The organism is Nocardia sp. NPDC050406 (assembly GCF_044459025.1).
GTDB lineage: Bacteria > Actinomycetota > Actinomycetes > Mycobacteriales > Mycobacteriaceae > Nocardia.
Window position 1 is genome coordinate 467,018 of record NZ_JBITIM010000001.1, and the last position, 18,663, is coordinate 485,680.

At 68.0% G+C, this 18,663-nt stretch carries 18 protein-coding genes, 1 tRNA gene and 1 pseudogene; 9 read left to right on the plus strand and 11 right to left on the minus strand.

Annotated features, from left to right (window positions below):
- The first annotated feature begins 63 nt into the window (after window positions 1-63).
- Together ACIBH2_RS02120 and ACIBH2_RS02125 are read left to right on the plus strand one after the other, a co-directional pair.
- The gene (locus ACIBH2_RS02120) at window positions 64-1,071 is read left to right on the plus strand and encodes a GTP cyclohydrolase II (RefSeq protein WP_397112458.1); all 1,008 of its coding nucleotides are present in this window, start codon (window positions 64-66) and stop codon (window positions 1,069-1,071) included.
- 194 nt (window positions 1,072-1,265) lie between these two features.
- Window positions 1,266-3,098, plus strand: coding sequence for an AMP-dependent synthetase/ligase (locus ACIBH2_RS02125; RefSeq protein ID WP_397112460.1), 1,833 nt, complete (start codon window positions 1,266-1,268; stop codon window positions 3,096-3,098).
- A gap of 56 nt (window positions 3,099-3,154) precedes the next feature.
- Here the strand turns inward: ACIBH2_RS02125 and ACIBH2_RS02130 are convergent, their stop codons facing one another.
- From ACIBH2_RS02130 to ACIBH2_RS02140, 3 genes are all read right to left on the minus strand, one after another.
- The gene (locus tag ACIBH2_RS02130; RefSeq protein WP_397112462.1) at window positions 3,155-3,691 is read right to left on the minus strand and encodes a YbhB/YbcL family Raf kinase inhibitor-like protein; all 537 of its coding nucleotides are present in this window, start codon (window positions 3,689-3,691) and stop codon (window positions 3,155-3,157) included.
- A gap of 20 nt (window positions 3,692-3,711) precedes the next feature.
- Entirely contained in the window at window positions 3,712-5,061 is a 1,350-nt protein-coding gene (locus ACIBH2_RS02135) for a M20/M25/M40 family metallo-hydrolase (protein ID WP_397112464.1), read from the minus strand.
- Window positions 5,062-5,187: 126 nt separating this feature from the next.
- Window positions 5,188-6,402 (minus strand): hypothetical protein, encoded by a 1,215-nt coding sequence (locus ACIBH2_RS02140; protein ID WP_397112466.1) that lies wholly within the window; start codon window positions 6,400-6,402, stop codon window positions 5,188-5,190.
- A 264-nt stretch (window positions 6,403-6,666) separates the two neighbouring features.
- Here ACIBH2_RS02140 and ACIBH2_RS02145 point away from each other — a divergent pair, with 264 nt between their 5' ends.
- Window positions 6,667-7,257 carry a TIGR03086 family metal-binding protein gene (locus ACIBH2_RS02145; protein WP_397112468.1) on the plus strand — a complete coding sequence of 197 codons (591 nt, stop codon included), beginning with the start codon at window positions 6,667-6,669 and terminating at the stop codon, window positions 7,255-7,257.
- Window positions 7,258-7,260: 3 nt separating this feature from the next.
- Here the strand turns inward: ACIBH2_RS02145 and ACIBH2_RS02150 are convergent, their stop codons facing one another.
- Window positions 7,261-7,572, minus strand: a complete 312-nt coding sequence (locus ACIBH2_RS02150) for a winged helix-turn-helix transcriptional regulator (protein ID WP_397116780.1) — start codon at window positions 7,570-7,572, stop codon at window positions 7,261-7,263.
- A gap of 186 nt (window positions 7,573-7,758) precedes the next feature.
- On the opposite strand from ACIBH2_RS02150, the pseudogene ACIBH2_RS02155 reads away from it, so the two are divergent.
- Window positions 7,759-8,637 (plus strand): annotated as a pseudogene (locus tag ACIBH2_RS02155) (NAD(P)-dependent oxidoreductase); the annotation flags it as partial.
- Window positions 8,638-8,686: 49 nt separating this feature from the next.
- Here the strand turns inward: ACIBH2_RS02155 and ACIBH2_RS02160 are convergent.
- Both ACIBH2_RS02160 and ACIBH2_RS02165 read right to left on the minus strand, forming a co-directional pair.
- A complete protein-coding gene (locus tag ACIBH2_RS02160) occupies window positions 8,687-9,910 on the minus strand; it encodes a hypothetical protein (protein ID WP_397112470.1) in 1,224 nt (407 codons plus the stop codon).
- On the minus strand, window positions 9,910-10,131 hold the full coding sequence (locus tag ACIBH2_RS02165; protein WP_397112472.1) for a hypothetical protein: 222 nt from the start codon (window positions 10,129-10,131) through the stop codon (window positions 9,910-9,912). The genes ACIBH2_RS02160 and ACIBH2_RS02165 overlap by 1 nt, the downstream gene beginning before the upstream one ends.
- A gap of 154 nt (window positions 10,132-10,285) precedes the next feature.
- Here ACIBH2_RS02165 and ACIBH2_RS02170 point away from each other — a divergent pair, with 154 nt between their 5' ends.
- Window positions 10,286-10,786, plus strand: a complete 501-nt coding sequence (locus tag ACIBH2_RS02170; RefSeq protein WP_397112474.1) for a nitroreductase/quinone reductase family protein — start codon at window positions 10,286-10,288, stop codon at window positions 10,784-10,786.
- A gap of 12 nt (window positions 10,787-10,798) precedes the next feature.
- Here ACIBH2_RS02170 and ACIBH2_RS02175 read toward each other — a convergent pair whose 3' ends face one another.
- Complete coding sequence (locus tag ACIBH2_RS02175; RefSeq protein WP_397112476.1) at window positions 10,799-11,113, minus strand: hypothetical protein; 315 nt, start codon at window positions 11,111-11,113, stop codon at window positions 10,799-10,801.
- Between the two features lie 174 nt (window positions 11,114-11,287).
- On the opposite strand from ACIBH2_RS02175, the gene ACIBH2_RS02180 reads away from it, so the two are divergent.
- Complete coding sequence (locus tag ACIBH2_RS02180) at window positions 11,288-13,570, plus strand: ATP-binding cassette domain-containing protein (protein WP_397112478.1); 2,283 nt, start codon at window positions 11,288-11,290, stop codon at window positions 13,568-13,570.
- A 117-nt stretch (window positions 13,571-13,687) separates the two neighbouring features.
- Here ACIBH2_RS02180 and ACIBH2_RS02185 read toward each other — a convergent pair whose 3' ends face one another.
- Entirely contained in the window at window positions 13,688-14,533 is an 846-nt protein-coding gene (locus ACIBH2_RS02185) for a tetratricopeptide repeat protein (protein WP_397112480.1), read from the minus strand.
- Between the two features lie 384 nt (window positions 14,534-14,917).
- On the opposite strand from ACIBH2_RS02185, the gene mihF reads away from it, so the two are divergent.
- The 3 genes from mihF (at window position 14,918) to ACIBH2_RS02200 (ending at window position 16,767) form a co-directional block, all read left to right on the plus strand.
- Window positions 14,918-15,232: an integration host factor, actinobacterial type gene (mihF, locus tag ACIBH2_RS02190; RefSeq protein ID WP_067708976.1), complete on the plus strand. Its 315-nt coding sequence runs from the start codon at window positions 14,918-14,920 to the stop codon at window positions 15,230-15,232.
- A gap of 169 nt (window positions 15,233-15,401) precedes the next feature.
- A tRNA-Leu gene (locus ACIBH2_RS02195) sits at window positions 15,402-15,486 on the plus strand.
- Window positions 15,487-15,726: 240 nt separating this feature from the next.
- The gene (locus tag ACIBH2_RS02200; RefSeq protein WP_397112483.1) at window positions 15,727-16,767 is read left to right on the plus strand and encodes a hypothetical protein; all 1,041 of its coding nucleotides are present in this window, start codon (window positions 15,727-15,729) and stop codon (window positions 16,765-16,767) included.
- A gap of 95 nt (window positions 16,768-16,862) precedes the next feature.
- On the opposite strand, the gene ACIBH2_RS02205 is transcribed toward ACIBH2_RS02200, so the two are convergent.
- The 3 genes from ACIBH2_RS02205 to ACIBH2_RS02215 are packed head-to-tail and all read right to left on the minus strand — an operon-like array spanning window position 16,863 to window position 18,638.
- On the minus strand, window positions 16,863-17,321 hold the full coding sequence (locus ACIBH2_RS02205) for a nitroreductase/quinone reductase family protein (RefSeq protein ID WP_397112485.1): 459 nt from the start codon (window positions 17,319-17,321) through the stop codon (window positions 16,863-16,865).
- Entirely contained in the window at window positions 17,314-17,763 is a 450-nt protein-coding gene (locus tag ACIBH2_RS02210) for a VOC family protein (RefSeq protein WP_397112487.1), read from the minus strand. The genes ACIBH2_RS02205 and ACIBH2_RS02210 overlap by 8 nt, the downstream gene beginning before the upstream one ends.
- The gene (locus ACIBH2_RS02215; RefSeq protein ID WP_397112489.1) at window positions 17,760-18,638 is read right to left on the minus strand and encodes a sigma-70 family RNA polymerase sigma factor; all 879 of its coding nucleotides are present in this window, start codon (window positions 18,636-18,638) and stop codon (window positions 17,760-17,762) included. Before ACIBH2_RS02215 ends, ACIBH2_RS02210 begins: the two co-directional genes overlap by 4 nt.
- Window positions 18,639-18,663 lie beyond the last annotated feature (25 nt).

An 18,663-nucleotide genomic window follows, 5' to 3' on the forward strand; every position in this document is an offset into this window, starting at 1 on the left:
AGGGTCTTTCGATCTCTTCTAAGTTGGCCGACACCGATGTCCGCTACCGAAAGGTTGACCGCCGTGCCCGTCGCAGGTGAGCGCACCGCACCCGCCGAAGTCCACGACGACTTCATCCGCGAGGGGCAGCACCCGCCGGTGCGGGAGCGGAGCGACTCCGCCGAGGTCCTGCACACCTTCACCCGCAAAGGGCGCACCCTGCCGGTGCGGGTGCGCGAGGTCTCCGGTGTCGGCGGCCACGGACACCTGTTCGTCTTCGGCGAGCCCCGCGACGGCGCGCTGGTGCGCATCCACTCGCAATGCCTCTACGGCGAGGCCATGGGCTCCGACAGCTGCGACTGCGGGCCCGAACTGGAGCTGGCACTGGATCTGATCTACCACGAGCGCGGCGGCGTGCTGATCTATCTCGAACAGGAGGGCAGGGGCTCCGGGCTGATGGCCAAGGCGCAGGGCTACGCCTACAGCCAGACGCACCGCACCGACACCTTCGAAAGCTATGAGCGACTGGGCTTTCCGCACGACGCGCGCGTCTACGACAGCGCCATCGACGGTCTGCGCGCACTGGGATTCCTGCGGTCGGTGCAGCTGATGACCAACAATCCGCGCAAAGTGCACGCCCTGCGCGAGGCGGGCTTCCGGGTCGAACGCGTCCGGCTCTACACCAAACCGCGCGGTGCGCAAGCGGCCGGATACTTGAGCGCCAAACGGCGACACCGGGAGTTCGGGCACGGGCTGTGGTCGCCCACCGTGTGGGACTGGCTCACCGCCGCCAAGCGCCTGCTGCTGACCCTGGTGGGACTCGGGGCCGCCGCGCTCGTCTGGGCCCTGCTGACCATCTGGCCGATCGACGGCCACGCCGCGGCGGTCGCGCTCGCCACGGTGGCGTGCGCGCTGCTGGTCTCGCTGCTGTGCCATCTGTGGAGTCGCACCGGACCACTCTCGTCGTGGGCGGTCGCGGTCTGGGACGAACATCGCGCCGCCGAGCGGCTGGTGCTCGCGCCGGTACGCGGCTGGCGGGCATGGATGCGCCTGGCGTGGCCATGGCGTGCCCACCGCCGCGACGGCCACTGACCACCGCATTGCCGGGGTAGCCCGCGACACAGCCGGTGGGTTATGGCTACGATGAGTGAGCCGCGCCACATGTGGGGCGCGTCACCGGGGCGTGGTTCGGTGTGAGTGTTTCGGAGACTTCCGGGCTTCAGCGTTCTCGCAGCTCACGGTGGGCGTCGTGGCGAGGCGTCGGAAGGGCAATCGGAAGCAGGGAAATGACGACAGACATCGGCTATACGCACAAATCGGGCAAAACGGTCTACACGATTCCGGCGGCGTTTCAGGAGACGCTGACGGTTCGGCCGGATCAGGTGGCGCTGCGGACCGTGGGCGGGACCCAGCAGATCACCTGGAAGCAGTACGGGGAGCGGGTGCGCACCATCGCCGCCGGACTGGCGGGGCTCGGGGTGGGGCACGGTGACACTGTCGGCATCATGTTGACCAACCGGCCGGAGTTCAATCTGGTCGACACCGCGGCGCTGCATCTGGGCGCGACGCCGTTCTCGATCTACAACACCTCCTCCTCCGAGCAGATCAACCACCTGTTCACCAACGCCGAGAACAAGGTCGTGATCACCGAGCCGGTGTTCCTGGACGCCGTGCGGGGTGCCGGTGTCGAGCTGGAACACATTGTGCTGGTGGAGGGTTCGGCCACCGGCTGCGTGTCGCTGGCCGAGGTGGAGGCCGCGCCGCTGGAGGGCTTCGACTTCGACGCCGCCTGGCAGGCCGTCACCGGCGACGACGTCGCCACGCTGATCTACACCTCCGGCACCACCGGGCCGTCCAAGGGCGTGGAGCTGACCCACAGCAATGTGGTCGCCCAGATCGTGGGGCTGCTGTCCGGACCGCTCATCGTCGGCTTCGACGACCGCTCGGTCTCCTACCTGCCCGCCGCCCATGTGGCCGACCGCATCTCGGGCCACTGCGCGAACCTGTTCACCGGCGTGCAGATGACCACCGTGCCGGATCCGCGCGAGATCGCCGCCGCGCTGCCCGACGCCCGCCCCACCGCCTTCTTCGGCGTGCCGCGGGTGTGGCAGAAGATCAAGGCCGGTATCGAGGCCAAACTCGCCACCGAGGCCAGCGGCGCCAAGCAGGCGCTGGCCAACTGGGCCATCGGCGTCGGCGTGAACGCCGCGCGCGCGGACCTGGCGGGCAAGGGCCGCCCGGCGCTGCTGTCGGTGCAGCACAAGCTCGCCGACGCGCTGGTGCTGTCCAAGCTGCGCGCCGCGCTCGGCCTCGACGAGCTCAAGGTCGCGGCCTCCGGCGCGGCCGCCATCCCGCCGGAGACCCTGGAGTACATGCTCGGGCTGGGCTTCACCGTCACCGAGGTGTGGGGCATGTCGGAGACCTCCGGCGTCGGCACCTACACCGAACTCGACAAGCCGCGCCCGGGTTCGGTCGGCCGCGTCATCGAGGGCGCGGAGATCAAGCTGGGCGAGGACGGCGAGCTGCTCATTCGCGGCCCCATCGTCACCCGCGGCTACCGCAAGATGCCGGAGAAGACCGCCGAGGCCATCGACTCCGACGGCTGGCTGCACACCGGCGACGTGGCGACCATCGACGGTGACGGCTACGTCCACATCGTCGACCGCAAGAAGGAACTGATCATCAACGAGGCGGGCAAGAACCTGTCTCCCACCAATATCGAGAACACCGTCAAGGCCGCGTCCTCGCTGGTCGGCCAGGTGGTCGCGATCGGTGACGCCAAGCCCTACATCGCGGCGCTGGTGGTGCTCGACCCCGATACCGCGGCCGTGCGCGCCAAGACCCTCGGCACCCCCGACGCCGACGTCACCACGCTGTCGACCAAGCAGGAGATCATCGACGAGATCCTGGCGGCGGTGCAGGAGGCCAACAAGAAGCTCTCGCGCGTGGAGCAGATCAAGCGGTTCGTGATCGTGCCGCAGGCGTGGGAGCCCGGCGGTGAGGAGCTCACCCCGACCCTCAAGCTCAAGCGCAACCCGATCGCGACCAAGTACGCGGCCGAGATCGCCGAGCTCTACACCACCCCGCTGCCCGAGAACGTCGTCAACGTCCCCTCGTAAGCGCTGACACGACGGTGGCCCTGGGCGAAAAGCCCAGGGCCACCGTCGTTTTCGGTCTACTTCTGTTCGTAGGTCGCCACGATCTGCGCGCGCCCGATCGCATGCGAGAACAGATTGAACCCCAGGTAGGCGGGGCTGGCGTCGGCGGGCAACCCCAGCGACTCCACATCCACCGCGTGCACGGTGATGAAGTAGCGGTGGTGGCCGTGACCCGGCGGCGGGGCCGCGCCCACGAACCCGGCGAAGCCGCCGTCGTTGCGCAGCTGCAGCGCACCGGTGGGCAGCGCGCCGCCCTCACTGCCCGCGCCGCTGGGCAGCGAGGTGGTCGACACCGGGATGTCGGCGACGGCCCAATGCCAGAAACCCGAGGCGGTCGGCGCGTCCGGGTCGAAGACGGTGACGGCGAAACTCTTGGTCTCGGCCGGGAATCCGCTCCACGACAGCTGCGGGGAGACGTCTTTGCCGCCCGCGCCGAAGACGCCGCTCACCTGGTCGTTGCCGAACTCCTGGCCATCGCTCACATCGGCGGAGGTGACGGTGAAGCTCGGCAGCTCCGGCAGTGCGGCGTAGGGGTTGTAGTCGTAATCGGGCACGGGAGTGCTCCTTTCGCGAATCAGCTGTGCAGCAGGAAGTGTTCCAGCACCCGGGTGCCGAATTCGAGCGATTCCACCGGAACCCGCTCGTCGACCCCGTGGAACAGGGCGGAGAAGTCCAGCTCCGGCGGCAGCCGCAGCGGCGCGAAGCCGAAGCAGCGAATTCCCAAGCGCGCGAACGCTTTCGCGTCCGTGCCACCGGAGAGCATATAGGGCACGGTGCGGCCCTGCGGGTCGTGGGCGAGCACCGCGGCGTTCATGGCGTCCACCAGATGCCCGTCGAAGGTGGTCTCGTAGGAGTCGAGTTTGGTGATCCACTCGCGCTCCACGTCCGGGCCGATGAGCGCGTCGACCTCCCGCTCGAATTCGGCCTGGCGGCCCGGCACCACGCGGCAGTCCACCACCGCCTCGGCGGTCTGCGGGATCACATTGGCCTTGTAGCCCGCGCGCAGCATGGTCGGGTTGGCGGTATCGCGCAGGGTCGCGCCGATGATGCGGGAGATGGTGCCCAGCTTCGCCAACTGGCCCTCGATGTCAGGGCTGGTCGGATCGAACTCCAGGCCCGACTCCTCGGCGACGGCGGCCAGGAACTCCGCCACCGAATCCGAGACCACCAGCGGGAAGGTGTGGGTGCCCAGCCGCGCCACCGCCTGGGCGAGGATGGTGACGGCATTGTCCTCGTGCAGGAACGATCCGTGCCCGGCGCGGGCCTTGGCGCGCAAACGCATCCAGCCCAAACCCTTTTCGGCGGTCTCCACCAGGTACAGGCGACGCTCGGTGCCGTCGGGGCGCGGCACCGTCAGCGAGAAACCGCCGACCTCGCCGACCGCCTCGGTGACGCCCTCGAACAGGTCGGGCCGGTTGTCCACCAGCCACTGCGCACCCCATTTGCCGCCGTTCTCCTCATCGGCGACGAAGGCCCACACGATATCGCGCGGCGGCACGGTGCCCTCGATCTTGAACTGGCGGGCCAGCGCCAGCATCATGCCGCACATGTCCTTCATATCGATCGCGCCGCGGCCCCACACGTAGCCATCGCGCACCGCCCCCGAGAACGGGTGCACGCTCCAGTCGGAGGCCTCGGCGGGCACCACGTCGAGGTGGCCGTGCACGAGCAGCGCGCCGCGTGAGGAGTCCGCGCCCTTCAGCCGCGCGAACACATTGCCGCGCCCCGGTGCGCCGGATTCGACGTATTCGGTGGTGTATCCGGCCTGGTGCAGCTGATCGGCCACCCATTGCGCGCATTCGCGCTCGCCCTTGGTGGTTTCCAGTTCGCCGGTATTGGAGGTGTCGAAGCGGATCAGCGTGCTGACCAGGTCCACCACTTCGGAGACGGCGCGGGAGGTGCGGGGTTCGACGGTTTCGGACACGTCCCCTTTCCTACCACTGTGTGGGCGCGCACCGGCGGGGAGCCGTCGATGGGCCGTGTCGCCGACGCCGGTGGACCGGCGCGCGCGGTATTGGAATCAGCCTGGGCGCAAGGGTTCTCGCCGCGCTCAGCGGTAGAGCCGCAGCGTGGCGGTGAGGGTGGCGAGCAGACCCTCGAGCCGCTGGTCCTGTATGCGGCGATCGAGCACGTCGATATTCAGGCGCGGCGCTTTGGCCCAGCGTTCGGCGATGGTGGCCTGCACGTCCACATCGGTTCCGGCCAGCACCCACAGCAGCGGCGGCCACAGCCGCGCGGCCTGGGCGATGGTGGGCAGCATGTGCAGCGTCGCCGGATCCAGCACGGCGAATTGGCGGCCCGCGCGGCGACGCACCTCCCCGGGGGCGCGGGCGAGCAGTTCGAGCATGCCGCGCCACAGCGCGACCTCGGTACTGCCGTCGCATTCGGCGACCAGGGCGTCGGCGACCTCGCCGACACCCGGGTTCAGCGCCAGGCGCAGCAGCGACTCCGAGCCGAGTTGGCCCACGAAACGCAGCACGTCGGGGGTGCCGCCCGCACCGACCACGGTGGCGATCAGATCGGCGATCCCCGAGGGCGGGACGTGTTCGAGCAGCAGATCACCGACGGCGGCGATCACATCGTCGTCGCAGCGGGCGAAGACCGACAGCGCGGCCAGCCGCAGCTCCTTGGAGCCGTCGACGACCGTGCTCAGCATCTGTGGGATGCGGTCGCCGCCGGTGAGCAGCTGCCGCACCACCGCGCTGACGGCCGGGCCGGAGAACGCGTAGGACGCCGAGCGGATCAGCCCTTCGTCATCGGGCACGCCCTGCTCGACGGCGCGCACCAGTTCGGGTGTGGCATAGGCGAGGAACGGTCCGGCGGTGACGTAGTCGCGGCGCGCGAGCAGTTCGTTGACGATGCGCACCACCGGTTCGGGCGGGGCGATATCGGCGAGTTGGCCGACCGTGCGCGGATCCAGATACGGCGCGCAGTCCGCGGCGTAGCCGACCTCGAGCAGACCCACGGCGTCGGCGGCCTTCTTGGGATAGCGCACACCCACCGCCCCGGCCGCGCGTCCGGTCATGACCGCCGGAACCAGGCGCTGCACAATGGGAATCGATATGCGCAGTGGAATGATCGGCACCAGATTGCCGATGCGTTCGAAGACCGGATTGTGCTGTTCGAACAGCTTGCCCGACATGCCTTCTTGCAGTTCGTGTAGTTTCTGCGCGCCCAGTCGTTCCAGGTGCGCGACGCGTTCGACCGGCACGTGCAGGGTGCGCGCCAGCAAGACGAGTTGCGCCCGAACGACCAGATCGGTCATTGGTCGGGCCGCGTCGTAGGTAAGCGTGGGTGGCCGAAACCGGTTGTGGTGGACATCATTCCCCCGTCCTCCGACCGTCCGAGCCGGTATCCAGTCGACATCGGCCCGATCATAGAGGCGCGCGGCGATGAAAAACGGCAAACGGGACAGACTTGTGAGTCATCCCAAATTTCGGTGCGCGCGTTGTGCACCGGGCTCGGGCTCGACACCCGGGCCTGACATTCGCGGCGTGTCGGCGGCGTGGCAGGCGGAGAATCGGCAGGCGTGGATACCGCTGACAACACCGTCGCGTTGGTGGAACGCGCACTGGCCCAGATGGAATCGGTCATCGCGGGGGTGCGGCCCGACCAGGCCGAGCTGCCGACGCCGTGCCCCGGCTGGAATGTCCGGCGCCTGGTCGCCCACGTCATCGGCCAAGGGCTGCGGAATTTCTCGGCCGCCGCGCAAGGCGCGAGCACCGACTGGCAGGCCGAACCCGACCCGCTCTCCGACGACTGGGTCGGCGAATTCCGCGCCCGCGCCAAACCCCTGCTCGACATCTGGCACTCCGCCGACCTCGACCGGCTCGTCCCGGTGCCGACCACCAACACCGAGGCCCCGCTGCGCGCCTGCGCCGATCAGCAAATCGCCGAATTGGCCATGCACACCTGGGATCTCGCCCGCGCCACCGGACAGTCCCCCGCCTGGGACCCCGCCGTCGCCGAACACGCGCTCACCTGGTCGAAGGCGGTGCTGCGCCCCGAATTCCGCGGCCCCGGCAAGGCCTTCGCCCCCGAGGTTCCCGTCCCCGACGACGCGCCGATCTACGACCGCCTGGCCGGATGGTTCGGCCGCGACCCCGCCTTCACCAACTGACCCTCACGACGCCAGGTGCGGTACCCGATCCGCGCCGATGCGCTCGATGCGTCGCCGACCCCACACCGCCAACGGCTCCAAGGCGGTATTGAGCGCGACGCCCTCCTCGGTGAGCGAGTACTCCACGCGCGGCGGGATCTCCGGGAACACCTCGCGGCTGATGAGCCCGTCCTCCTCCATCTCGCGCAACTGCTGGCCGAGCATCTTCTCCGACACCCCGGGCAGTCCGCGCCGCAGCTCCCCGAAGCGCCGGGTGCCGTGCTCGTGCAATTCCCACAGCACCAGCGACTTCCATTTGCCGCCGACCACGTCCATGGCCGCGTCGATGCCGCAGAAGTATGGCCCGAATCTCTTCTCACCCACGCGAAACCCTCGCTACCTGTTCACTTACCTGCCGGTAATTGCCTGACGAATTAGTGCGGTCTTGTGGGGCAACGCGGGCGGGAGCACTGTTGATTCCGGCGCGCCGACAACCACTTTCCCCACGTTAGAAGGAGATCCGCAATGGCGGACAACCAGCACCCCACCGTCACCGTTCTGGGTCTCGGCGCGATGGGTTCGGCCCTGGCGACGGCGTTCCTGAAGGGCGGCCGCGAGACCACGGTGTGGAATCGCAGCGCGGGCCGCGACGCCGAGTTGATCGCGGGCGGCGCTCGGGGCGCGGCCTCGGTGCGCGAGGCAGTGCGTGCCAGCGACGTGATCGTCGCGGTGCTGCTCGACCACGCCTCGGTACACGAGACCCTCGATCCGGTGGTCGCCGAGCTGGCGGGCAAGCAGCTGATCAATCTCACCAGCACCGCGCCCGAGGAGTCGCGGGAACTGGCCCGGTGGGCCGCCGCGCACGGCATCGAGTTCCTCGACGGCGGCATCATGGCGATTCCGCCGATGATCGGTCAGCCCGGTTCGGCGCTGCTCTACAGCGGTGCGCGGCAGGTCTTCGACCGCAATCTCGACACCCTCGAACTGCTCGGTTCGGCCGAGTACTTCGGCGAGGACGCCGGATTGGCGGCATTGCAGGACTTCGCGTTGCTGTCCTCGATGTACCTGATGTTCAGCGGGTTCTTCCACGCCGCCGCCATGGTCGGGTCGGTGGGGGTCTCGGCGGAGGCCTTCGGTGAGCGCACCGCGGCCTGGCTCACCGCCATGGCGCACGGGCTGCCCGAATACGGCAAGGCCATCGACTCCGGCGACTACACCACCGATGTGCAGCACCTCGGCTTCCAGAAAGCGGCAGTCGATGCCATCGTGCGCGCCAGCCGCGATGCCGGGGTGGCCCTGGACCTCATCGGCCCGGTGAAGAACCTCATCGACCGCCAGGTCGCCGACGGGCACGGCGCGCTCGCCTTCGCCCGCACCATCGAGGAACTGCGCCAGCGCTGAGCCGACGCCGCCCGCCGCCGAGAGCGGTTGCGGGCGGCGGCAGTTCGGTTCAATGCACGAGGTGCAATGTCGCGGTCAGTGCCGACAGCGACTCGGTGTAGCCCAGCTCGCGGATGCGCTGGTCGACCTCCGTCCGCCGCGTGGCATCCAATGTCGACCAGGTCTCGCCCACGCGTGATTGCGCGTCCGCCTCGGCCGCGGCCAGCAGGCTCAGCAGGGCGGGCCACTGCTCGGTCTCGGCGACCAGTGACGGCAGCCCCGTCAGGGTCGCCGTGTCGAATCCACCCAGCTGCGTCCCGGCACGACGTGCCACCTCCGGTGCGACATGCTCGGCGAGGCGGAACAGTCCGCGCCACTGCTGGAGATCGTCGCAGCCGTCGAGTGCCGCCACCAGCGTGGTGACTGCCCCCCGGTCCTGGACGATCGGATTGGCTGCGAGCCGCTCCAGCGCCGAGGGGCTCAGGTGGGCGAGGAACCGCAGCGTCTCCGCGCTCGCCTCGTCGGCCAGGAAGGTCGCGACGAGATCCGCGATCTCCTCCGGCGTGGCCTGCTCGAACAGAATGTCGCCGATCCCCTCGATCACATCGGCGTCGGTGCGCGCGAAGACCGAGAGCGCGGCCAGCCGCAACTCCTTGTCCCCGTCCAGGATCGTGCGCACCAGCCGCGGGATCCGCTGCTCGGCCCCGCCCAGCAGATGCCGCACGATCACCGAGATGCTCTCGCCCGAATACGAGTACGCCGCCGATCGAATCAGGCCCTCGTCGTCGTGGACGCCCTTCTCCACCGCCTCGATCAAGGTCGGGGTGGCGTAGGCCAGAAACGGTCCGGCCGTCACGTAGTCCTTGCGGCGCAGGATCTCGTTGACGATGCGCACCACCGGTTCGGCCGGGGCGACGTCGGCGAGTTGACCCACCGTATGCGGATCCATGTAGGGCGCGCCGTCGGCGGCGTAGGCCGGATCCAGCATGCCCACCGCCTCGGCGGCCTTCTTCGGATGGTCCACGCCGATCGCGCCCGCCGCGCGCCCGGCCATCACCGGCGGCACCAAACGCTGTACCAGCGGCAGCGAAATACTCAGCGGCACAACCGGAACCAGCATGCTCAGTCGCGAGAACGTCGCGTTGTGCCGGGCGAAGATCACGCGCGCCATGCGTTGTTGCAGTTCGTGCAGTCCCGCCGCACCCAATTTCTCCAGGTGCGCGAGGCGTTCGGCGGGGACGTGCAAGGTCCGGGCCAGCAGAATCACCTGGGCCCGGGTCACCAGATCACTCATCAGCCCAACCGATTTCCGAACATGATCTTCTTCGCCGCCGTCTTCAACGGCCACGGCAGTGCGCTGACGGTCTTGTCCACCGCCTCCACCATGGCGGCCTGCTCGGTCCGCTGCGCCTGCTGGAACAGCCCCAGCAGATCGGCGATCTCCGCCTCGGTGAGCGCGTCGAGCGCGGCCAGCGGCCCACCCAATTCCCGCTCGAGTTCGGCTCTGGCACTCATGCGCTACCCCATTCCCCAATGAACCGGATCACTCCGTGCTCCTACTTGATCACACATCGCGCGCGCCGACAATCGGTGCGAGGCCCCGGCGTGACGGCGCGTACGGCGCGATACTGGGTTGCGTCCGAACCGATTTCGTCGAGGAGCGCGCCCGATGAGCACACCGTCCGAGAATCCCTACGGCACACCCAGTACCGATGGTCCCGAGCCGATCCGCGGGTACCAGAACGTGATCAACACGATCGTGCGCGGGCTGTTGAAGGTGCCGGTGCTCTCCAAAGGTGTCGGCAAGCGGCTGGCCACCCTGCACGTGGTGGGCGTCAAATCCGGGAAGGTGTACGACATTCCGGTCGCCTACACCCGCCACGACGGTGACCTGCTCATCGGGACGGCGCTGCGGCCATGGGTGAAGAACCTGCGCGGCAATGTGCCGGTGAAGGTGTCGATGGGCGGTGCGCCCACCGAGATGCTCGCCGATGTACTCGACGACGAGAAGTCGGTGATGGAGCTCTACGAGGTGATCGCGCGCGACAACAAGAACAACGCCAAATTCAACGGCATCGGCTTCACCGCCGACGGTTCGCCCAACAAGGCCGATATCTATCAGACCTGGCAGCAGGGCGGCGTGGTCGTGCGCCTGACGCCGTTGGCGTAGGCGCGCGCCGCGTCACTTGTTGAAGAAGATCCCCGCGATATCGGCGTTCTTGATCGGGGTGTCGGCATTGGCCTGCACCGAGCACAGCGCCTGCACCGAGGCCATGGTGAAGTCCACCGACGTGCCGGTCGGCTCGGACTCGGTATTGGTCTGCTGCTTGATGAATTTGGTGACCGTCATGCGCTGATCGTCGGGATCCTGCGCGAGGTACTCGCTGCACTTGGTGTCGCCGCCCTTGTTCAGCGCGCGCTCGACATCGGTGCAGCCGCTCAGCAGTGTCGCGCCGACGGCGAGGGCGGCGACCGCCGTCCATCGCATGGTCCTCATGATCGATCCTCCGGGATGCAGCGCGGCGGGCCGGACCCGCCGCTGTCGCCCGCCAGCGTAGAGGGGCGGTGCTGAGAGGGAGCTGTGCGGCACCGTCGGGACAACCCTTGGCAAATGTGATTTACGTCACAACACCCCGCACGTCGAGGGGGGTGTGGATGGCATCGTAGGAGGATGCCAATCGCCTCCGCCGATACGATTCGGATTCTCGGTGCCCGCGAGCACAATCTGCGCAACGTCTCTCTCGACATCCCCAAGGACAAGATCACCGTCTTCACCGGTGTGTCCGGATCCGGCAAGTCCTCCATCGTCTTCGACACCATCGCCGTGGAATCGCAGCGGCAGCTCTACGCCACCTTCCCGGCGTTCATCCTGAACTTCCTGCCGCGCTACGAACGCCCGCACGCCGAGGCCATCGAGAACCTCACCGCGCCGGTCATCATCGATCAGCAGCCCGTCGGCGGCGGGCCGCGGTCGACCGTCGGCACCATGACCGACATCTATTCGATGATCCGGGCCATGTTCGCGCGGTTCGGGGAGAACTCGACCGGGCTGGTCTACGACTACTCCTTCAACACACCCCAGGGCATGTGCACCGAATGCGACGGCCTCGGGGTGAGCGTGCGGGTGGATACCGACAAGATCGTGGACCGGTCGAAGTCGTTGAACGAGGGCGCGATCCTGCTGCCCGGCTACGGGGTCGGCAGCGGAGACTGGCAGCTGTACGGCAATTCCGGGCGCTTCGACCTGGACAAGAAGCTCGCCGACTACACCGACGCCGAATGGCAGGACCTGCTGCACGGCAGCGGCGGCAAGGTGGAGCTCACCTACGCCAAGGGCAGCTGGAAGGCCAATTACGAAGGGCTGGCAGACAAATTCACGCGCTCGAAGGTCAAGCGCGACACCTCGGGGCTGTCGGAGAAGACCCGTGAGCAGATCCAGAAGTTCCTCACCGAGGGCACCTGTCCGGCCTGCGCGGGCGCGCGGCTCAATCCGAAGGCCCTCGCGACCACCATCAAGGGCCGCAATATCGCCGAATGGACTCGCATGCAGATCACCGATCTCATCGAGGTGCTCGACGAGGTCACCGACGAGGCCGCGCGCGGACTGGCCGACGCCACCCGGGTCGCGCTGGGCCGGGTCGCCGATATCGGGCTGGGCTACCTGAGCCTGGATCGCCCCACCAACACCCTCTCCGGCGGTGAGGGGCAGCGGCTGAAGATGATCAAACATCTCGGCAGCACCCTGGTCGGGATGACCTACATCTTCGACGAGCCCAGTGTCGGGCTGCACCCGCGCGATGTCGGTCGGCTCAACCGCATGCTGGAGGCGTTGCGGGACAAGGGCAATACCGTGCTGGTGGTCGAACACGATCCCGACGTCATCCAGATCGCCGACCACATCGTCGATGTCGGGCCGCGCGCGGGCGTGCACGGTGGCGAGGTGGTCTTCACCGGCAGCTTCGCCGAACTCGAACGCGCCGACACCCTCACCGGGGCGGGGCTGCGCCGCACCTTCCGGGTGAAGGAACGATTCCGGTCCAGCACCGGGGAACTGGTCGTCGCCGACGCCGTCGCCCACAACCTCAAGAACGTCACCGCGCGCATCCCCACCGGCATCCTGACCGCCATCACCGGGGTCGCGGGGTCGGGCAAGTCGAGTCTGATTCGCGACGAATTCATGTCGCGCTACCCGGATTCGGTGTTCGTCGACCAATCCGCCATCGCCGCGTCCTCGCGCTCCACCCCCGCCACCTACCTCGGCCTGATGGACACCATCCGCAAGCTCTTCGCCAAAGCCACCGGGGAACCGGCCGCGTTGTTCAGCTTCAACTCCGCGGGCGCGTGCCCCGAATGCGAGGGCCGCGGGGTCATCATCACCGAGGTCGCCTACATGGACCCGGTCACCACCCACTGCGAATCCTGTGACGGCCGTAGATTTTCCGAGGAGGTGCTCGCCCACCACCTGCGCGGTAAGTCCATCGCCGACGTGCTGGAGATGTCGGCGGAGGAGGCCGTGGAGTTCTTCCCGGAGAAGGCGCTCAATGCCAAATTGCGCACCATGAACGAAGTGGGCCTGGCCTACCTCAGCCTCGGCCAAGCCATGTCCACGCTGTCGGGCGGTGAGCGCCAGCGCATCAAACTCGCCACCCAACTCCAGAACACCGGCACCGTCTACGTTCTGGACGAGCCCACGACGGGCCTGCACATGTCCGATGTGGACACGCTGCTCGCACTGCTCGACGGCCTGGTCGACCGCGGCAATACGGTCATCGTCATCGAACACAACCTCGACGTGGTCGCCCACGCCGACTGGGTCATCGACCTCGGCCCAGACGGCGGCAAGAACGGCGGCGACATCGTCTTCACCGGCACCCCCGCCGAGCTCCTGACAGCCACCAACTCCCTCACCGGCGAGTACCTGCGCCGCTACAAGAACGGCCAAGCCGCGCGGTAACCCACGAGGGGGAACTGGTGGCGCGGCGCTCTCGCACGACGCCGCCACCAGTTCCCCCTCATGGGGCGGGTCGCGTGGGGCGTGGGGTGCGAGTGCGCATGGCGTGCCGGAAACGGGTCAATTGCCGCCTTGGTCAAGGGATTCGGCGGTGCAGGCGGCGCGCCAGACGCGGGCCTCGCTGGCATTGCCGCGGCGGTCGAGCACCTCGGCCAGCCCGGACATGGCGCGCGGGTCGCCGTGGTCGGCGGCGGTGCGCCACCAGTGCTCCGCGTCGGCCCATGCACCTTGGCGGAAGCGGACCACACCCAGGTCGTAGGCCGCGCCGATATGGCCGAAACCTGCCGCCTGCGTCCACAATTGGCAGGCCTGTTCTTCCTCGCCCCGGCCGTGCATGGCCACGCCGAGTTCGTAGAGGGCGTCGCGGTAGCGGCTGGCATCGGAGGTCGGTTCCGGCTCGGCGACGGCGGCGGAGTTGCCGGTGCGCAGCTCCACCACGAGTTCGTCGAAGTTCGGGCCGCCGACGCCGGTGCTACAGCGCAGGATCGTGGGTTCCCCGCGTTGGACGACGATCCCGTAGTTGCCCGTCCACGACACGATCGCCTCGGATTCGTCGACCCATACGGGCGTGAGCGAGAACGACGCGCCCGGGCCGATCGGGCAGACCCGCAGCGCGACTCCCCCGCGCATGGCGTCACTCCACACATCCACGCCGCGTAGCTTGCGGCCGTCGAGCAGTACGTGCCCGCCCTCCACCGACAGCCCCACCCCGAGGCTGCGGACGCCCTCCGGCGGTGCGACCGAGCGCAGCGTCAATGTCACGATGCACGCCTCGACGCCCAACGGCTCGCAGTGCATCGGGTACACGCTGCGTCCGTTCCAGGCCAGCGGCGCGGCACTGTCATATCGGTCCGCCAACGGTGTCGTGGTGGTCTCCCGTTCGGCGTACGGATACGACCTGCTCATCTGCGCCGCCTTCCGCCGGTGCTCGTCGCGATGTTCCGGCACACGGTAATACCCCCGAGGGTCGGTAAGTCCCGTATTTGCCAGGAGATTCGACCAGCAAACACCTGGTCGCCTGTCCGGTGGCCTTCGCCGACCCCGCGATTCGGCCCGCATGATCAGCGAAAGGTCAGCTACCGCAGGTGTTTTCGATGATCACCCGGCCCGGTCGAAAACCCGTCAACCCCACCTGAAATGCCGCCCCCGCGGCACCGTGCCTGGTCATCCGCCTTGCGACACGGACACGGGCTCCCCCGGTCCGCGCGGTGTGTCGGACTTGCGCCCGGCCAGTCGTGATGTTGAATCGACGCCGACGAGTTACCAGCGACGAGTGAAAGGGAACGACATATGGCTCTGCCCACGATGACCCCCGAACAACGCTCCGAGGCACTGGCCAAGGCCGCTGCCGTCCGCAAGGCTCGTTCGGAACTGATCGCGCAGGTCAAGAAGGGCTCGGTCTCGCTGGCCGAAGTGTTGAAGCGCGCGGACAAGGAAGACCTGGTCAAGAAGACCAAGGTCGCCGCGGTCATCAAGGCGCTGCCGGGCATCGGCCCCGTCAAGGCCGCCAAGCTCATGGACGAGGCCGAGATCCCGGCCGACCGCCGCATCGGCGGACTGGGCTCGCGCCAGCGCGCCGCCCTGCTCGAGGCGCTCAACGCCTGACGTTCCAGCCGTTGAACGGGTGGTGGCGACCTCTCGCCACCAGCTCCGTTCACCTACGGGGGGCCGCCCGGCCACCAAGCCCTTCGGCCCGGCGGCAACCACACCCACCCCCTCCCGAGGCCGATTTGGTCCCCACGGCCTCATCCGATAACCTTGCTGAGCACCACCGGTCCGGGTGGCGGAATGGCAGACGCGCTAGCTTGAGGTGCTAGTGCCCGTATTAGGGCGTGGGGGTTCAAGTCCCCCTCCGGACACAACGAAGCGTGAATCTCTTTGTATTACAAAGGGATTCACGCTCTTCTATTTCAAAGCCAAATCGAACCCTACCGGTTCGGACGGGTCGCCACGGTCACCGAAGGTGCGGTACGGGACGCGGCATTGTGAATGCGTGTGTGGCTCCGCGATTCGGGTATGGAGCTGTGGCACTGTGATCGCCGGAGGTGGTGCCGGTGATGCGGAGGAGCCGACTGATTCTGCTGGTGGGGGCGCTTGTCGTGGATACCGTGCTCGTCGCGGGCGCGTTCACGTATCGGGCGGCGACATCCCCGATTCCGGGTCGGGCGAATCCGGATGCAGCTGAGGTCGGCCTTGGTGTGATCGCCACTGTCGATCCGTGCGGCTTCGTCACCTCCGATGTGGTGGGTGGTCCGGGGATCACGGTGCGGGGGATCCGCCCTCTGGCTCTGCGGACTTGCTTTGCTCTGGTGGGAAGACCGGACCAGTCCGATCGGGGGGTGGTGCTCGATGTCGAGGTGACTGAAGACATCGATCTCGACCGCTACCACGCCGATGGACTGACGGTCCGGGATTCGGGCACTGTCCATCGGGGTATGGGCGTGGAAGCCCCTTCGCGGACACCGGGTGTCGGTGACGCCGTGATCGACATCGTCTATCACGACAACGGGGATGCCGTCGTTACCCGCGCCTCGTGGACAGGCCCCGCTCCCGATCCCGGTGAGGACATCGATCGGCGGGCCGTCGCCACGCGAGTCGGTGACGCCGCGGAGCGGGCGATGGCCACGGGGGCGTTCCGGCACCTGACATATCCGGCAAGTTCAGCGGCGAGCGTGGATCTGTGCAGCCGGGTCGCGACCCCGACGCTGGACATGGTGCTGAACATCCCGGGAACCCGGTCCGCACGGTTGTCGCAGAACAGCTGCCGGTGGACTGTGAAGTCGGGTGACGTTCATCCCTCGGTCGAAGTCCGAGTGCGTTTGGACCTGCAGCGGAACCAGGGGAAATTCCCATCCCGGCCCAACGCGGTGGTGAATGGTCGACCGACGCAGGTCTGGGTGCTCGACAACGTCCCCTACCGGGCAGAGGCCGCGAAAGCATGCGTCTACGCGACTACCGCGAAGATCTGGAACCCGTGGCTCGGGTACCGCGTCGTCCCCGATGCCCCCGATCGTCCGGACCCGTCACTGGTGGAGGTGGTGGAGGTCAGCGTCGCATGGCCGCCCGACGCCGCCGAAGAGTCCCGGGTGTGTGAGTCCGCAGGCCGCATCGCGTGGGAAGTGTGGCCGTCGATTCCGTAGTCTGGATCCAATTTGGCTGGATCCGGCCCCCCGCTACTCGATGATCAGATTTCGTGCTGATCGACACAGAACCCGTTGCATCGCAACGGGTTCTGTCATTTCAGCGACGATTCGCCTCGCGCGCAGCGCTGGAGAGTCAGGCGGAGGACGGGGATGGTTCTGGTGGATTTGCGTTGGTAGTTGGCGAATCGTGGTGCTGCCGTGACGATCTGCTGCCAGGCGTGCTCGCGGTCGGTGCCGGTGAGTTCTGTCGCGGTGACCGGTAGTGGGCCGTGGTTGTCGAGTTCGATCGCGATCTGGGTGGGGTGGGCTTTCAGGTTGTGGTACCAGTCCGGGTTGGCGGCGGCTCCTGCGGCGGAGGCTGCGATCAGCCACTGGTGGTCGCCGTCGGGGAACCAGGCGACCGGTGACTGGCGAGGCTGTCCGGTTCGGCGGCCTGTGGTGTGCAGGATCAGGATGTTCATGCCCAGGAGGGAGGTGGTGGAGCGGCGGGCTCGGGCGCTGATCAATCGGTTGATCAGGCGCATGCCCGGGGTTGAGCGGACCTTACGCATCGGTGGGCCCTTCGTGTGGCGGGCGTGGGACCGCGGGCCAGGGTTGGGTGAAGCGCAGCAGGTTGCCGGAGGGGTCCAGGAAGGCGCAGTCGCGGGTGTTGTCGGGGTTGGTCGTCGGTTCTTGGATCACCTCGATGCCCGCGGCTTCGAGGTGCGCGAAGGTGGTGTCGCAGTTGGTGGTGGCGAAGACTAGACGGCCTGCCAGGCCCTTGGCGATCAGCTCCTCGAGGGTCAGGCGGTCGGTTGCCGAGGCGACCCCGTCGGGGGTTTCGAGAACGATCCGCATGTCCGGTTGCGACGGTGGGTTGACCGTCACCCATCGCCTTCCTTCGCATTCGACCTCGCCGTGCACCTCGAGGCCGAGTACATCGCGGTAGAACGCGAGTGCGTGGTCGAGGTCGTGGACGGTGAGATGGAAGGCCGTGAGCCGTGGGCCCCTCACGCCGGATTCTCGCGGAGGTCGACGACCGGTGTGGCGCTGAGGTAGACGATGTCGAGGTCGGCGAAGCGCTCCTCGTCGGTGTCGATGACGATTCGGGTGATGGCGTTGTCGCTGATGGTGAACTCGAAGACCGCCTTCGGCCGACCCTGGTGCACCCAGACCGCCGCCGGGACCCCGTCGACCAGTGCCAGTCGCGCGGCCTGCGCCCGTCCGGAGAAGAAGGCCGCGACCGCCTGCCCGCCACGGACTTCGCCGAGCACGGCGTCCGGATCGAGCAGCTCGACCAAGGCCGCGAAATCGCCGTTGCGGGAGGCCGCGAGGAAGGCCGCCACGAGTTCTCGCTTCCGGGATCGCGCGGCCTCGGACGCCTCCGCCGCTCCCTGCACCCGCCGCCGCGCCCGACTGGCGAGCTGCCGCGCCGCGGCCGGGGAGCGGTCGATGATGGTCCCGATCTCGTTGAACGACACGGCGAAGACATCGTGCAGGACGAAGGCCAACCGCTCCACGGGGTTCAGCGTCTCCAGCACCACCATCAACGCGACACCGACCGAATCGGCCAGCAACGCCTCGTCCTCGGGACCGGACGGCTGCATGCCCGGGTCCGGCACCTCCGACTCGGGCGGCAGTGCTCCGGAGGAATCCTCCGGCCGAATTCGACGGGCCTCCAACATGTTCAGGCACACCCGCGCGACGACCGTGGTCAGCCATCCGGCCGGATTCTCGATCTGATCGGTGTCGGCGCGGCTGACCCGCAGCCACGCCTCCTGCACCGCGTCCTCGGCCTCACCGCGCGAGCCGAGCATGCGGTAGGCGACCGCCTGCAAGCGGCTCTGGTGTTCGGCGAACTGTTCGTTCAGCCAATCGTGCTGGACCATCGGTCACATTCTTCCGTTCGGGGCT